Raw genomic sequence first — 13,914 nt, forward strand, 5'->3', positions numbered from 1 at the left:
GACAGCGTCTGCTTCACCAGGGCAATAATGTTCCGCGTCTCATTAGCCGCATTCCGGAAACGGTTCTCCACCGCCTGGTACTCCTCCGACACACCATCAGCCTGGAAATCCGACATCGCCGCGTTCACGGCCTTCTCACGCTCACCGATCAACGACTCCAACCGGGCAACAATCGACTGGATATCCCCCTGCACGGCAGAAGACGTATCAGTGTCATAGCTCAAACGATCCTGGGACATAACAAATCCTTTCAACACCGGCACCAGCCGGAAACAACAACGGAAAAAGAAAAGGAAGAAAAGAAGAAGCTCAACCCGCGCTAGCGCGAGGAACCGAACCGTGCGGCGTCGAACGCCGCCGAACCCTGCTGCTGGGCCGCGTTATCCGCAGCCTCCTGGTCACCGGTCTGGAAGGACCGGTCCATCTCCGACTGGCCCGTCAGAATCGCCGACAGGGAACTGTTCAACTCATTGGCCACCTCATCAGTGCGGGCCTTGAACTCATCAAACTTCACCCGGCCGGCACCGTTGAACTTGCCCTCCAACGGAGCAGCAGCCTCCATCAGATTCCGCACCAGCTGACCCAAATCCTCATTCGAAGACCCGGTCTGCTGCGTCAGCGTACCCAGCGTAGAAGAACCCATATCGAATTTCATGAAAAAACTCCCTATTGGCACCCCACGGCGCCCTCGTCCAAAACTGTTCCCCCGTCAGCCGGACGAATTCACCCCAACAGGTAAATCCCTTTCCGTTGCCGGTAACCCCTATCAAACCCACCAAAACAAAACCGGTCAAGGAAAACACATGGGCAGAACTACCCATCCCCCACCCATCCTCCATAGCGCAAACCATCCCGTTCAGGTTCAATTGACCGGGTTAGCTTCCTTATCCAGACAGGGGAAAAGGTGGACCCGGACTCGAACCAGGCCGAAGCAACCCGCGTAAGCGTCTGCATGGCGGCCTACAACGGCGCCGAACACATCCGCGAACAGATCGACTCGATCCTGCCCGAACTGGGTCCCGGCGATGAGCTGGTAGTAGTGGACGATGCGTCCACCGACAAAACCCGGGACGTGGTGTCCGGCGTCGGCGACTCCCGGATCCGGCTCATCCCCTCTCCCGTGAACCGGGGGTACGTGAGGACCTTCGCGGCGGCACTGGCCCACAGCCGGGGCGAGTATGTGTTCCTGTCGGACCAGGACGACGTCTGGATCCCTGGCCGGGTCCAGCGAATGGTTGATGCCCTGCAGGATGCGGAGGTGGTCGCGAGCAATTTCAGTTTCTTCGGCCAGCAGCCGCGAGCCATAGAATCCATCCGCCTGCGGTCCGCGGACAGCGGACGGCGGTGGGCAAACCTGTTCGCCCTGTGGGTGGGATACCGCCCCTATTACGGCTGTTCCATGGCCATGCGCCGAAGTGCCCTGTCCTTGGTACTGCCGTTTCCGGGGTTCCTCACCGAAACGCACGACCAGTGGATAGCGATGGTGGCCAACCTCGCCGGCACCATGCACCACGTCGAAGAGGACACGCTGCGGCGCCGTCTGCATGAGGCCAACACCTCACCCAAGCAGTGGCGGTCGCTGCGGCGGATCCTGGCAGCGCGACTGATGCTGCTGCGCGCGTTCCTGGTGGCGGTCCGAAGGATCCGGCGGGGCTCTCCCGCCGGCACTGATCGACCCGCTTAAGCACAAACAAGCGGCGCCGGCAGGTTGCCGGCGCCGCTTGCCAAAGCGTCCTAGCCGATATTGGCGACGGCGGACTTCGCCCGCGCACCCGCACCGGCAGCCGTCTCATCATTTTGTGACAGCGTCTGCTTCACCAGGGCAATAATGTTCCGCGTCTCATTAGCCGCATTCCGGAAACGGTTCTCCACCGCCTGGTACTCCTCCGACACACCATCAGCCTGGAAATCCGACATCGCCGCATTCACGGCCTTCTCACGCTCACCGATCAACGACTCCAACCGGGCAACAATCGACTGGATATCCCCCTGCACGGCAGAAGACGTATCAGTGTCATAGCTCAAACGATCCTGGGACATAACAAATCCTTTCAACACCGGCACCAGCCGGAAACAACAACGGAAAAAGAAAAGGAAGAAAAGAAGAAGCTCAACCCGCGCTAGCGCGAGGAACCGAACCGTGCGGCGTCGAACGCCGCCGAACCCTGCTGCTGCGCCGCGTTATCCGCAGCCTCCTGGTCACCGGTCTGGAACGACCGGTCCATCTCCGACTGGCCCGTCAGAATCGCCGACAGGGAACTGTTCAGCTCATTGGCCACCTCATCAGTGCGGGCCTTGAACTCATCAAACTTCACCCGGCCGGCACCGTTGAACTTGCCCTCCAACGGAGCAGCAGCCTCCATCAGATTCCGCACCAGCTGCCCCAAATCCTCATTCGAAGACCCGGTCTGCTGCGTCAGCGTACCCAGCGTAGAAGAACCCATATCGAATTTCATGAAAAAACTCCCTATTGGCACCCCGCGGCGCCCTCGTCCAAAACTGTTCCCCCGTCAGCCGGACGAATTCACCCCAACAGGTAAATCCCTTTCCGCTTGCCGGTAACCCCTATCAAACCCACCAAAACAAAACCGGTCAAGGAAAACACATGGGCAGAACTACCCATCCCCCACCCATCCCCCGGACGCACGGCGCCGTCGCCCCTGCCACCGGTCCGGCCCCGCCGTGCTTGCAGCGGCGGCCCGCGGCTGCTAGGCCTGTACGTAGGAGAACCCCGTGCCGGAACACTGCCGCCCGGGTGGACCTGCAACGGAGCGATGAAGGGAAGTGCGGCGTGGCCAGGAAAGAACCCCGGATAGAAGACGTCAACGAAAAGGACATCAAGGTCGAAAAGGGGCCCAAGGAATGGGCTGCGGGTATGCCTGCGGTCTACCACTCCATGAAACCCGCCATCGAGCACATGGGACTTGCCCGGGCGCTGGGCACCACGTTCCGGATGAACCAGAAGCACGGTTTCGACTGCCCCAGCTGCGCGTGGCCGGATCCCAAGGACCGCAGCCCCTTTGAGTACTGCGAAGAAGGCGTCAAGGCCGTCACCTGGGAAGCTACCCCTGTAGTGATCTCTTCCGAATTCTGGGCCGAGCACAGCCTCACTGAACTGCGCGGACGCACCGAATACTGGCTCGGCATGCAGGGCCGCCTGACCGAGCCGCTGTACAAGCCGGCAGGCGAGGACCACTACCGGCCGGTCAGCTGGGACGAGGCGCTGACCATTGTTGCGGACCGGCTTAAGGCGTTGGAATCCCCGCATGAGGCGGCGTTCTACACCAGCGGACGCACCTCGAATGAAGCCGCCTTCCTGTACCAGCTGTTCGTGCGCGCCTTCGGCACCAACAATCTGCCCGATTGCTCCAACATGTGCCACGAATCCTCCGGATGGGGCATGGGCCAGACCATCGGCATCGGCAAGGCCACAGTCACCTATGACGACTTCGGCCAAGCGGACCTGATCATCCTGATGGGCCAAAACCCGGGCACCAACCATCCCCGGATGCTCACTGCCCTGGAACTGTGCAAGCGCAACGGCGGCAGCATTGTCGCCGTGAACCCGCTGCCCGAGGCCGGACTGCGCCGCTACAAGAACCCGCAGAAACCGCGCGGCATCGCCGGCAAGGGCACTGAACTGGCGGACCAGTTCCTGCAGATCCAACTCGGCGGGGACATGGCCCTGCTCCAGGCCATTTCCAAGCGCGTCTTCGAGGCCGAGGAGAAAAACCCCGGCTCCGTCCTGGACCACGACTTCTTGGAGAAGCACTGCGAGGGACTCGAAGACCTCAAGGAACACCTGGCCATGCTCGACGACGAGGAAGTCCTCACCGCCACAGGGCTCCGCCCCGAGGAAATTGACGAGCTGGCCGAGCGCTACATCAAGGCCGACAAGGTGATCATCTGCTGGGCGATGGGCATCACCCAGCAGAAAAAGGGCGTCGCCACCATCAAGGAAATCATCAACCTGCTGCTGCTGCGCGGAAACATCGGCAAACCCGGGGCCGGCGCCGCACCCATCCGCGGCCACAGCAACGTCCAGGGTGACCGCACCATGGGCATCTGGGAACAGATGCCGCCGGCCTTCCTCGACTCGCTGGGCAAGGAGTTCAACTTCGACCCGCCTCGCGACCACGGAGCGGACGCCGTCGAGACCTTCCTGCAGATGCAGGACGGGAGGATCAAATTCTTCATGGCGCTGGGCGGTAACCTGGTTTCGGCGATCTCGGACACCCAGTTCGCCGAGGCCGCCATGGAGAAGACGGACATGACCGTCCAGATGTCCATCAAGCTCAACCGGTCGCATCTGGTCACCGGCAAAGAAGCGCTGATCCTTCCGGTGCTGGGGCGAACGGAAATAGACGTCCAGGAGACCGGCCGCCAGTTCGTCTCCGTAGAGGACACCGTCTGCGTGGTCCACGCTTCGCACGGCGGGGTGGAGCCCGTTTCCAAGAACCTACTCTCCGAACCCGCCGTCATCGCACGGCTCGGAGCCATGGTGATCGGCGACCGGATCGACGCCGACTGGGCAGGCTACGAAAAGGACTACGACCTGATCCGCGACCATATCTCCCGGGTGGTGGAAGGCTGCGAGGACTACAACGAGCGCATCCGGCACGAGGGCGGTTTTGTGCTCCCCAACGGTCCCCGGGACTCCCGGACCTTCAACACGCCCACCGGCAAGGCCATCCTGACGGTTAATGACCTGGAAGCGGTGAAGCGCCCGGCCGGGACCCTGCTGCTGCAGAGCATGCGGTCCCACGACCAGTGGAACACCACCATCTACGGCCACAATGACCGCTACCGCGGCATCAAAGGCGGCCGGCACGTGCTGTTCATGAACGCCGAGGACATCACGGAACTGGGCCTGGCGGACGGCCAGTACGTTGATATCCACGGCGTACACCACGACGGCGTCCAGCGGGTGCTGCGCAACTTCCGCGTGGTTTCCTATCCCACCCCCAAGGGCTGCGTGGCGGCGTACTATCCCGAAGCCAATGTGCTGGTGCCGCTGGACCATGTGGCCGAGGGCAGCAACACCCCGGTGTCCAAGACGGTGGTGGTCCGGGTGGAACCCGCGGCCCATGCTGCCGCCGGTCCCGAGGACAAGATGCGGCGCGCGGCAGCACCTGCCTAAGCGTTCCGGAGATACAACGGACGAGGGCTGAACCGCCGTGGCGGTTCAGCCCTCGTGTCTGTGATGCGGCCGCAGGAATTACTGGGCGGAGCCCTTCCACCCGGGGTTGTCCGGCCCTTCGAGGCCTGTCTCGGCCAACTGGAAGGCGGTGTCCGCCGCCTTCTGCACCGCTGCCTCCGCCGACTTCCGTCCACTGGTTTTGGTCAGTCCGGCGGCATAGCCCACCACAAAACCGCTGATGATGTCCGCGCCGCCTCCGACCGTCTCTTCGGATTTCCTCCCCAGCTCCAGCAGCATGGGGGTATCCACCTCCAGGTCCAGGATCTGCAGTGCCTGGGTCAGGCGCCTGCTCCAGTCGTCGAGCCGGCGTTCTTCAGTCTCCGGGTTGGTGCTCATGTTGTGCTCCTTCACTGGGGCGAATTGCGGGTGCTGGTCCCCTCAAGCATTAGCACCCGGGGCATGGCAGGCACAACGTACGGCAACCCCTGCGCTTGTCTTCGGCGACGGCGCCCCGGCGCGTGTGACGCAGACCGCTCCCGGATCGTGTAAGGATATGTCCGGTACTTGTCCATGTGGTGGGGGGACTTATTTTGGCGAGCGACTATGACAATCAGCTGATCGAATCCGTTGCCGTGCGCCGGAACCGGCTGCTGACTGCCCTGCTCTACGGCGAAAACGAGAACGAGCGGCGCTGGGTGGACAGTGTCCGCCTGTTCCTGTTCAGTGTGGCCGCTGCCGCGGTGATCGCGGCGGTCTGTGTGGGGTACTCCTTTGTGAGCAATCTGCTCGAGGAGAACCGGCAGAAACAGGAACAGCAGCGTCAGCAGCAAAGCTCGGCTGCCTTTCATCCCATGGACTACGACGCCGGCCCCGCCGCGGGCAGCTTCCGCCTCCCCTTCCCAGCGCAGACAGGATCCTAGCCGCCATGGCGCATGCTTTCACCCGAGTGACCCTGATCGGTTCCCGGCGACACCTGGACCTGCTGCTGCCCTCCGACCAGCCCGTCGGCGCACTGATGCCGCAGGTGCTGGAAATGCTCAACGATCCCCCGGCCGACGAAGTGGCGGCCAAGGTACTGGTGGGACCGGACGGCACCGAACTCTCCGCGGAAGCAACGCTGAGCAGCGCCGAGGTTGCCGACGGTTCCTCCCTGATGCTCACCAATGCGTCCGAAGCACCGCCGGCTCCGGTGGTGTACGACGTGACCGACTTGGTGGTTCACGAAACCGAAGCCGTCGCGGGCCGCTGGACCGACCGGTTCCGCGACCGGACCGCCGGGGTGTCCGCCGCCGTCGGGCTATGGGCCGGTGCCGAACTGCTGCTGGCTGCCCTGGCGCCCGGCGACGCCTGGTGGCTGCTGCTCTCAGCATCCCTGATCCTTTTGGTTGCCGGGACCGCTGCCGCGCGGCCGCCCCGGACCTCCGCCATCGGACCCACCATGCAGGGCGCCGGCTGGCTGCTCGGCTTCGGCGCCCTGCTGCGCGCAGATCTGCCGTTCAGCGGCACCGCCCTGCTGCTGGCAGCCCTGTCCGTCCTGACCCTGGTCGGCATGGGCCTGAGCGCGGCCAATCCGCGGGCCCTGTTTACCGGAGCCGGCACCCTCGCCCTGGCCGCCGGCGTCTGGGCGGTTGCCGGGCTTGTTTCCCAGGAACCGGCACGCGCGGCCGCGCTGGCCGCAGTGGCCAGCGTCCTGCTGCTGGGGCTGCTGCCGAAGCTGGCACTGGCCACCTCCGGCCTGGCCACCCTGGATGACCAGCGCGCAAAGGGCGGTACCATCGGCCGGACCGACGCCCTCGAAGCCGTAGCCGGCGCCCACCGCGGCCTCACCCTGGGCACCGTCCTCACCGCCTTGTCCATTGCCCTGGGCCTGTGGGTCCTGGGCACCGATACGGCGCACCAGAAATGGACGCTGCCGCTGCTGCTGGCCCTGACACTGGCCGTGTTCCTGCGGGCCCGCTCGTTCCCGCTGGCCGCGGAACGAATCTCCCTCTACGCGGCCTCCGGCGTTGGCGTAGTTGCACTTGCCGCCGCGTCACTGCACTTCTTCGCGGACCGGCCCTGGCTGACCGGCCTGGCCGTGCTGATCCTGGCCGCAGGGATCGCCGTGAGCCTCACCCTGAACCTGCCGGACCACACCGAGGCCAGGCTGCGGCTGCTGGCGAAGCGCCTGGAGACCCTGGCCATCCTGGCCTCGGTGCCCCTGGTCATCGGCCTGTTCGGCATCTTCAGCCAGCTGCTGGGCAGTTTCTGATGCTGCCCGCACCGCAGGCACCCATTACCTTCCGCACCGCTGATCCGGCAGCTGCTGCCGGTGGAGGACACCTGTCATGACCCAACCGCCAAACGCCGCTCCCGCCGCCTACGGAGCCCCGGGCATCGCCACCGCTGACGGCTTCGAGTCCACGCCGCAGCGCCTGCGCCGCACCTTGAAGACCCGGCCTGCCGAAGGGCCGGTCCGCCGCGCCCTGGGCACCGCCGGAAACCTCTTCCGCGGGGACGACTATCCCCGCCGGCTGGCGGAGGCAGCCGCCGGCGCCCAGGTGCCGGTGTCCACGGGCCGCCGGATAGCCGTCATCGGTTCGCGCGGCGGCGCCGGGAAAACCACGGTGGCCGCCCTACTGGGCGCCGTGTACGCCTCCATGCGCACCGACGCCGTCACCGTCCTGGACAACGCTCCAGCCGGCGGAACGCTGGCACTGCGCACCGGGGCGTCCGACGCCCCGTCACTGGATGCCGCAGCGGAGCAGCTGGCCCGCCGCCAGCCCTCCTCGCTGTCCGATCTGGCCGCCCTGCTGACCCAGGCCGGCCCCGGCAACCTCCTGGTGACCGGCCGGCGGGGCACCCTTCCCCGTCCTGCCGCCGACGGCGCCGCCAGCGCACTCCTGCTGGCCGTTTCCCGGTACTGCCCCATCACCGTGCTGGACTGCGGCACCGGGCCGGACCTGCCCGCCACACGCTGGGCCCTTAGCCAGTCCCACCTGGCCGTTTTCGCCACCCCCGCTTCGGTGGCCGGGCTCGAAGACGCTGCCGCCTATGCCGCCGCCTGGCGCCGCGACCCGGCACTGGCCGCCAAGCCGCTGCTGGTGGTGGTGGTCCAGACGCTGCCCGACGGGCCGTTCCGTGCCGACGTCGAAGCCCGCCGGCTCACCCGCGCCGGGATCGACGCGGTCGGCCTGGGCTATGACCGGCACCTGGCGGCAGGAGTGGAAATCAGCCTGGGGCTGCTGGCCCGCCGTACCCGGCTGGAGGCCGCCGGCCTCGCCGCCGGAGTCCTGGCCAGGGCGTCGTCATGAGCACCCGGGTCATCCACCGGCCGGCACGCACCACCGCGCCGGCACGCGGGCTGGAACCGTTCACCATGGACGCCCCGCCGCAGATGGAACAGGGCAAGGGCGGCATGAACATGATGTCGCTGGTGCCGCTGCTCGGCGCCGGCGTTTCTATGACCGTGATGATGCTCTTCCGCGGCTCGCCCTTGGCCGCCGTCGGCGCCCTGATGATGATCGTGACCATCCTGGCGTCCGTGATCATGATGGTCAGCCAGCGGGGCAAGCAGGGCCGCCAGCGCAAGGACCAGCGGGAAAACTACCTCGAATACCTGGAGCGCTGCCGCGCCACCCTGCGGACCGAGGAACACGCCGCCGCGAAGGTGGCCCGGGTGGCCAGCCCGCCTCCGGAAGCCCTGTTCGACATTGTCCGCAACACGAGGCGGCTGTGGGAACGGCGCCGCCACAACGAAGACTTCCTCGATGTACGCATCGGCACCGGACCCCGCCAGAACCGTGAAGTGCAGATCACGAACTCCGGTTCCGCGGTGGCCCAGGGTGACACCTTCATGACCACCGAGGTGGAAATCCTCAGGCGCCGGTATGAATCCAGCCCCGACCTTCCCCTGACCGTGCCGCTGGACTGCGCCGGGAACGTCAGCATTGTGGGCTCGCGGGAGTTCGTGCTGCGCGTAGCCCGGCTGCTGCTGGTGCAGGGTGCGGCGTTCCACTCCCCGGAAGACCTGCACGTGGCGCTGGCCGTGCCCGACGCCGAACGGGACAACTGGGAATGGGCCACCTGGCTGCCGCACCTGGCGGACCAAAAAGCCGCGCACCGCACGGGTCCGGTGCGCCGTCTCGCGCCGTCCATGGACACCCTCTCCGACCTGCTCGCAGCGGACCTGCACGGACGGTCCACGCTGGCCGCCGAATCGCGGAAGAACTTCCTGCGCGGCGGCGTCGGCACCGCCCTGCCCCGCCTGCTGGTGGTGGCCGACTCCTACGGCGAGCTGCCGGTGGAACTGGCCGTCCCGGACAAGCAGGCCGCTCCCGGCGCGCTGGGCATCACCACGCTGTTCCTGGTCCGGGAACGCCGGGAAGAGCCCGGCGAGGTAGCCATCCGCATCAGCGAAGAGGGCGAGGGGTTCCGGGTGGAAAACTTCCGTGCCGATCCCGTGGAGCCCGTGATCGAGGCCGGCACCCTGGACCTGCTTCCGGTCCCGCTGGCCGACGCGCTGGCCCGCACCCTCGCCCCGCTGCGGCTCTCGCCCGACTCCCTGGAACACGATTCCTCCGAAAGCTCCGAAGGCTTCCTGGAAATGCTCGGCCTGTCCCCGCGGCTGGACGAAGCCGACATCCGCCGGCTGTGGAAACCGCGCGGCGAGGTGGACTTCCTGCGGGTGCCGCTCGGTCCCGATGACCGCGGCCGCCCTGCCCTGCTGGACCTGAAGGAATCCGCACAGTTCGGCCACGGCCCGCACGGCCTGTGCGTGGGCGCCACCGGTTCCGGAAAATCGGAAATGCTGCGCAGCCTGGTGGTTGGCCTGCTGGCCACCCACTCCCCCGAAGTGCTGGCCATGGTGCTGGTGGACTACAAGGGCGGCGCCACCTTCGCCCCCTTCGCCAACGCCCCCCAGGTCACCGGTGTCATCACCAACCTCTCGGACGACGTCAGCCTGATCGAGCGGGTCTACGCCAGCCTGTCCGGTGAAATCCAGCGCCGCCAGGAAGTCCTCAAGGACGCCGGCAACCTGGCCAACATCACCGACTACCAGCTGCACCGGCAGGAACTGCTGGCCCAGGGCAAGGACCTCGCCCCGCTGCCCCACCTGGTGGTGATCATCGATGAGTTCGGTGAACTGCTCACCGCCCGCCCTGACTTCATCGAGCTGTTCCTGTCCATCGGCCGGATCGGCCGGTCCATCGGCGTCCACCTGCTGCTCTCCAGCCAGCGGATCGAAGGCGGCAAGCTGCGCGGCCTGGACACCTACCTGTCCTACCGCATCGGCCTGCGCACGCTGTCCGAAGCGGAATCCCGGACGGTCTTGGACACCCCCGACGCGTTCCACCTGCCGCCGGTGCCCGGTTTCGGCTACCTGAAGGTGGACACCACCACTTACACCCGGTTCAAGGCCGGTTACGTTTCCGGGCCCCTGGAAATGGAAGACGAAGAAGACGAGCCGCAGACCAACGACGCCGGGCAGCCAGCCGTTCTGCAGGTGCCGCGCTACGCGGCCACGCTCCAGGACGCGGCCGCCGCCCGGACCGACGCGGGCAAACCGGCGTCCACCTCCGGGTCCAAGCGGACCACCGGCCCCACCGTGCTCTCCACCCTGATGGACACGCTGGCCAAGTTCCCGCGCGCCGTCGCTCCCATCTGGCTTCCCCCGCTGCCCGGCGGCATTGCCCTGGATACAGCCGCCGGCGGCCTGGACGTCACGAGCCAGGGCATCCGGCTGGCCACCGGCGGCGGGCTGAAAATCCCCGTAGGCCTGCTGGATGACCCCGCCAAGCAGTGGCAGGGCATCTGGGAACTGGACCTCACGGCCAACGGCGGGAACGCCGCCATCGTCGGCGGGCCGCAGACCGGTAAAAGCACCGCGCTGCGCACCATCGTGGCGAGCCTGTCCCTGACCCACAGCCCCGCCGAGGTGGGCATCTACGCCGTGGACCTGCTCGGCAGCGGACTCGTTCCGCTGGAAGGCCTGCCCCACGTGGGCGGCGTGGCCGTGCGCACCAACCGGGAGGTGGTCCGCCGCACGGTCGATGAAATCCTGGCCATGCTCTCGCAGCGCGAACGGATTTTCGAGAAGTACCAAATCGATTCGCTGCCCACCCTGCGCCGGCTCTGCGCCCAGGGCAGCATCCCCGAACTGCCCAGCGCCGACATAGTGATGGTGCTGGACGGCTACGGGCAGCTCTCCGACGAGTTCGAGGAAATCGAGAAGTCCGTGCACGCCCTGATCGGCCGCGGCGGCGGATACGGCATCCACGTGGTGGTGACCTGCTCCCGGATGAATGAAATCCGGATTGCCCAGCAGAGCTTCTTCGGCAACCGGGTGGAACTTCGTCTGTCCGATCCCGGGGAATCCGCCCACGGCCGAAAGCTGGCGGAGTCGGTGAGCCCGGGCACCCCCGGGCGGTCCATGACCGACCGCAAGCTGCAGGGCCACTTCGCCCTGCCCCGTATCGATTCCAACCCTGACCAGGACACCGCCGTAGGCGGTATGCGCGATCTGGTGGAAGCGGTCTCCGCGTCCACCGACGAGCGCGCCATGCAGGTACGCGTGCTCCCAGCCGTGGTGGACGCCGACGTCGCGCCCACCCCCGCAGCGCCCGCCACGGTGCCGCTGGGGCAACGCGAAACCGACCTCGGCACCGAGCTGCTGGACCTGCACAGCAAGGAACGTCACCTCGTGGTGATGGGCGACGACGGCGCCGGCAAGACCAACGTGATGCGCTCGGTGATCCGGCGCATGGTGGCCCAGCACGACGCCGACGACATTGTCTTTGCCGTCTTCGACCCGCGCCGCACCCTGGCCGACGAGGTCCCCGACGCCTACCTGGGCGGTTACGCGACCAGCGCCGCCCTGGCCGAGCAGTTGGCCTCTGCCGTGGCCGGCGAACTGCAGAAACGCGTCAACGCCACCCCGGAGGAAGTGGCGGCCCTCCCCCGGGTGGTCCTGGTGATCGATGACTATGACGTGCTCACTGCCGGCGGGTCCTCCCCGCTTGCCAGGCTGACGCCCTTCCTCCCGCTGGCGCCGGAGATCGGCCTGCACGGCATCCTGTCCCGGCGCGTGCGCGGCGCCAGCCGGGGCATGTACGAGTCCTTCTTCACCGCACTGCGGGATTCCGGTGCCGCGGCCCTCATCCTGTCCGGTGACCGTGGTGAAGGGACGTTGATCAACGGTGTCCGTGCCCGGGCACTGCCGCCGGGACGGGCCCAGTTGGTCCAGCCCGGACGGCCGGTGCAAACCCTGCAGCTGTTTTGGAACGAAACCGCCGACGAGGCCCTGGCCGCGGGAGCACCGTCGGCAGGAGTGCCCCGGTGAGCCGGGACTGGACGGTTCTGGGGGTGGAGGAACCCACGCAGCAGCGGGTGGTGGATTCGCTCGTGGCGACCATGCCCCACCTCACCCTCCGGCAGGGGGCGGACAGCAATATGCTTGCGGTACTCGACGACGACGGAACGGTCCTGCTTGCCCTGGAGCTGCCCCGCCTGGTCCGGGTACCTGAGGAAGCCCTGCGGCTGCTGACCGGTGCACCCGTCAGCGCCCCGGCCGGAACGGCAGTGCCTGCCCTCTTCGCACCGGGGGGCAACGGGCACCCGGATGACCCCCTGTGGTGGCAGGAGATCCATGCCATGGGCGGGGAGCCCGCCACGGATGAACTCGCCGACCGGTTCAGCCATGTCCTGGCCGGCCTGTGCTGCGGCGTCGTCATAGCCCCCTTTACGGACGCCGACAATGTCTGAGGCCAGCTTCGACCTGGTGCTTGGTTCCAGCGCCGTCCTGTTCCAGGACAAGCCCGTGGCCGCCCTGACCCCCTGGGTGCTGCGCGCCCACACTGCCGCCGCTGCGGCAGGCCTGGACTTTGTGCTGCTTACCCCCGGCAGTACCCGGATCACCCTGCCGCTCGCCGAGCTGCTGGGCACCGGAGGCGGCCAGTGGCTGGTAACCGGCTCCGGGGGTTCCCTCTACAACGGGATGACCGGACGCGAATATGACTGGTCCGATGTTTCCCTCACTCCGGAGGATTCCCTGGCGGAGGAATTCCTGGCCGTGGAGCCGAACCAGACAGGTTACGTACACGTTCGTGCCGCCACCCTGCATCCGGCGTCCTACCGGACCCGGGCCGGCAGCTTCACCGAGCAGATTTTCGCCGCCGTAACCGGCCTGCCGCCGCGCGGCTGGGGCGTCTGCGAACCGGTCAGCGAGCCGTGGAACGTGGACGCGGCCTCGGCGTTCTGTTATGACCGCTCCCCCAACGCCACCCGGCTCGAGGTGGTGGGCTCCGCCGTGAGGCAGGAGGCCAACGGCCGTGCTTCGGCCGGCTCCATCGGCGTGATGACCGTGGAGCGGACTTCCCGGGGGGTCCTGGAAAGCATTGAGCTCCTGGCCGCCAGCCCGGATCCGCTCAGCCCGGAGCAGGTGCAACGTTTCGCGGACGGCGCCCACCGGGCCCGCGCCCGCACAGCGGTCCTGGGCCAGGGCATCGGCTATCACAACCTGAACCGGCCGGCGCGCTTCACCGGCCTGGTGGTGCCGCGCTGCGCACTTTTCGGCCCGGAGGCGCTGGCCGGCGTCGGGCCCGAGCGGGCACTGGCTGCTGCCGGAGAGGGGTCGCGGCTCACCGGCGGAGCGCCCCTGCAGTCCCTGGTGGTGGAATACCCCGCCGAACCGCTTGCCGGGCGTGTCCATCCCGTGGAGGCCTACGCCGTGCTCGCAGCTGCACTGGGCGCCGGTGAGCCCGGCGCTGTGCCGGGCCGGTAACACCCCACCGCTA

Annotated in this window: 13 protein-coding genes; 8 read left to right on the plus strand and 5 right to left on the minus strand. The window is 67.0% G+C overall.

All coding sequences use genetic code 11. The features are described 5' to 3' along the window. Both QNN98_RS12225 and QNN98_RS12230 read right to left on the minus strand, forming a co-directional pair. The coding region (locus QNN98_RS12225) for a pore-forming ESAT-6 family protein (RefSeq protein ID WP_283997481.1) at positions 1 to 239 on the minus strand (239 nt) is incomplete at its 3' end. Positions 240 to 319: 80 nt separating this feature from the next. Beyond that, positions 320 to 655: a hypothetical protein gene (locus QNN98_RS12230; RefSeq protein ID WP_227913887.1), complete on the minus strand. Its 336-nt coding sequence runs from the start codon at positions 653 to 655 to the stop codon at positions 320 to 322. Between the two features lie 249 nt (positions 656 to 904). Between QNN98_RS12230 and QNN98_RS12235 the strand changes: the two genes are divergently transcribed. Then, positions 905 to 1,684 carry a glycosyltransferase gene (locus QNN98_RS12235; RefSeq protein ID WP_283997484.1) on the plus strand — a complete coding sequence of 260 codons (780 nt, stop codon included), beginning with the start codon at positions 905 to 907 and terminating at the stop codon, positions 1,682 to 1,684. A 50-nt stretch (positions 1,685 to 1,734) separates the two neighbouring features. Here QNN98_RS12235 and QNN98_RS12240 read toward each other — a convergent pair whose 3' ends face one another. Next, on the minus strand, positions 1,735 to 2,040 hold the full coding sequence (locus QNN98_RS12240; RefSeq protein ID WP_227913888.1) for a pore-forming ESAT-6 family protein: 306 nt from the start codon (positions 2,038 to 2,040) through the stop codon (positions 1,735 to 1,737). 80 nt (positions 2,041 to 2,120) lie between these two features. Continuing rightward, positions 2,121 to 2,456, minus strand: a complete 336-nt coding sequence (locus QNN98_RS12245; RefSeq protein WP_227913887.1) for a hypothetical protein — start codon at positions 2,454 to 2,456, stop codon at positions 2,121 to 2,123. Between the two features lie 335 nt (positions 2,457 to 2,791). Between QNN98_RS12245 and QNN98_RS12250 the strand changes: the two genes are divergently transcribed. Then, positions 2,792 to 5,140: an FdhF/YdeP family oxidoreductase gene (locus QNN98_RS12250; protein ID WP_227927029.1), complete on the plus strand. Its 2,349-nt coding sequence runs from the start codon at positions 2,792 to 2,794 to the stop codon at positions 5,138 to 5,140. A gap of 78 nt (positions 5,141 to 5,218) precedes the next feature. Here the strand turns inward: QNN98_RS12250 and QNN98_RS12255 are convergent, their stop codons facing one another. After that, positions 5,219 to 5,536, minus strand: a complete 318-nt coding sequence (locus tag QNN98_RS12255) for a DUF6457 domain-containing protein (RefSeq protein WP_227914207.1) — start codon at positions 5,534 to 5,536, stop codon at positions 5,219 to 5,221. 194 nt (positions 5,537 to 5,730) lie between these two features. Here QNN98_RS12255 and QNN98_RS12260 point away from each other — a divergent pair, with 194 nt between their 5' ends. The 6 genes from QNN98_RS12260 (at position 5,731) to QNN98_RS12285 (ending at position 13,901) form a co-directional block, all read left to right on the plus strand. Next, positions 5,731 to 6,060, plus strand: a complete 330-nt coding sequence (locus QNN98_RS12260; protein ID WP_227927028.1) for a hypothetical protein — start codon at positions 5,731 to 5,733, stop codon at positions 6,058 to 6,060. Positions 6,061 to 6,065: 5 nt separating this feature from the next. Then, positions 6,066 to 7,391 (plus strand): type VII secretion integral membrane protein EccD, encoded by a 1,326-nt coding sequence (gene eccD, locus QNN98_RS12265; RefSeq protein ID WP_227927027.1) that lies wholly within the window; start codon positions 6,066 to 6,068, stop codon positions 7,389 to 7,391. Between the two features lie 76 nt (positions 7,392 to 7,467). After that, positions 7,468 to 8,433: a CpaE/TadZ family protein gene (locus QNN98_RS12270; RefSeq protein ID WP_283997489.1), complete on the plus strand. Its 966-nt coding sequence runs from the start codon at positions 7,468 to 7,470 to the stop codon at positions 8,431 to 8,433. After that, a complete protein-coding gene (gene eccCa, locus QNN98_RS12275; protein ID WP_283997491.1) occupies positions 8,430 to 12,461 on the plus strand; it encodes a type VII secretion protein EccCa in 4,032 nt (1,343 codons plus the stop codon). The genes QNN98_RS12270 and eccCa overlap by 4 nt, the downstream gene beginning before the upstream one ends. After that, positions 12,458 to 12,883, plus strand: coding sequence for a hypothetical protein (locus QNN98_RS12280; RefSeq protein WP_283997493.1), 426 nt, complete (start codon positions 12,458 to 12,460; stop codon positions 12,881 to 12,883). Before eccCa ends, QNN98_RS12280 begins: the two co-directional genes overlap by 4 nt. Next, positions 12,876 to 13,901: a DUF6177 family protein gene (locus QNN98_RS12285; protein WP_283997494.1), complete on the plus strand. Its 1,026-nt coding sequence runs from the start codon at positions 12,876 to 12,878 to the stop codon at positions 13,899 to 13,901. The genes QNN98_RS12280 and QNN98_RS12285 overlap by 8 nt, the downstream gene beginning before the upstream one ends. The last annotated feature ends 13 nt before the right edge of the window (positions 13,902 to 13,914 follow it).

This window comes from Arthrobacter sp. zg-Y1143 (genome assembly GCF_030125565.1).
Lineage (GTDB): Bacteria > Actinomycetota > Actinomycetes > Actinomycetales > Micrococcaceae > Arthrobacter_B.

Coding starts and splice junctions, on each gene's coding strand:
- eccCa (WP_283997491.1), top strand. CDS start 8,430: ATGAGCACCCGGGTCATCCACCGGCCGGCACGCACCACCGCGCCGGCA.
- QNN98_RS12270 (WP_283997489.1), top strand. CDS start 7,468: ATGACCCAACCGCCAAACGCCGCTCCCGCCGCCTACGGAGCCCCGGGC.
- QNN98_RS12255 (WP_227914207.1), bottom strand. CDS start 5,536: ATGAGCACCAACCCGGAGACTGAAGAACGCCGGCTCGACGACTGGAGC.
- QNN98_RS12285 (WP_283997494.1), top strand. CDS start 12,876: ATGTCTGAGGCCAGCTTCGACCTGGTGCTTGGTTCCAGCGCCGTCCTG.
- eccD (WP_227927027.1), top strand. CDS start 6,066: ATGGCGCATGCTTTCACCCGAGTGACCCTGATCGGTTCCCGGCGACAC.
- QNN98_RS12240 (WP_227913888.1), bottom strand. CDS start 2,040: ATGTCCCAGGATCGTTTGAGCTATGACACTGATACGTCTTCTGCCGTG.
- QNN98_RS12245 (WP_227913887.1), bottom strand. CDS start 2,456: ATGAAATTCGATATGGGTTCTTCTACGCTGGGTACGCTGACGCAGCAG.
- QNN98_RS12230 (WP_227913887.1), bottom strand. CDS start 655: ATGAAATTCGATATGGGTTCTTCTACGCTGGGTACGCTGACGCAGCAG.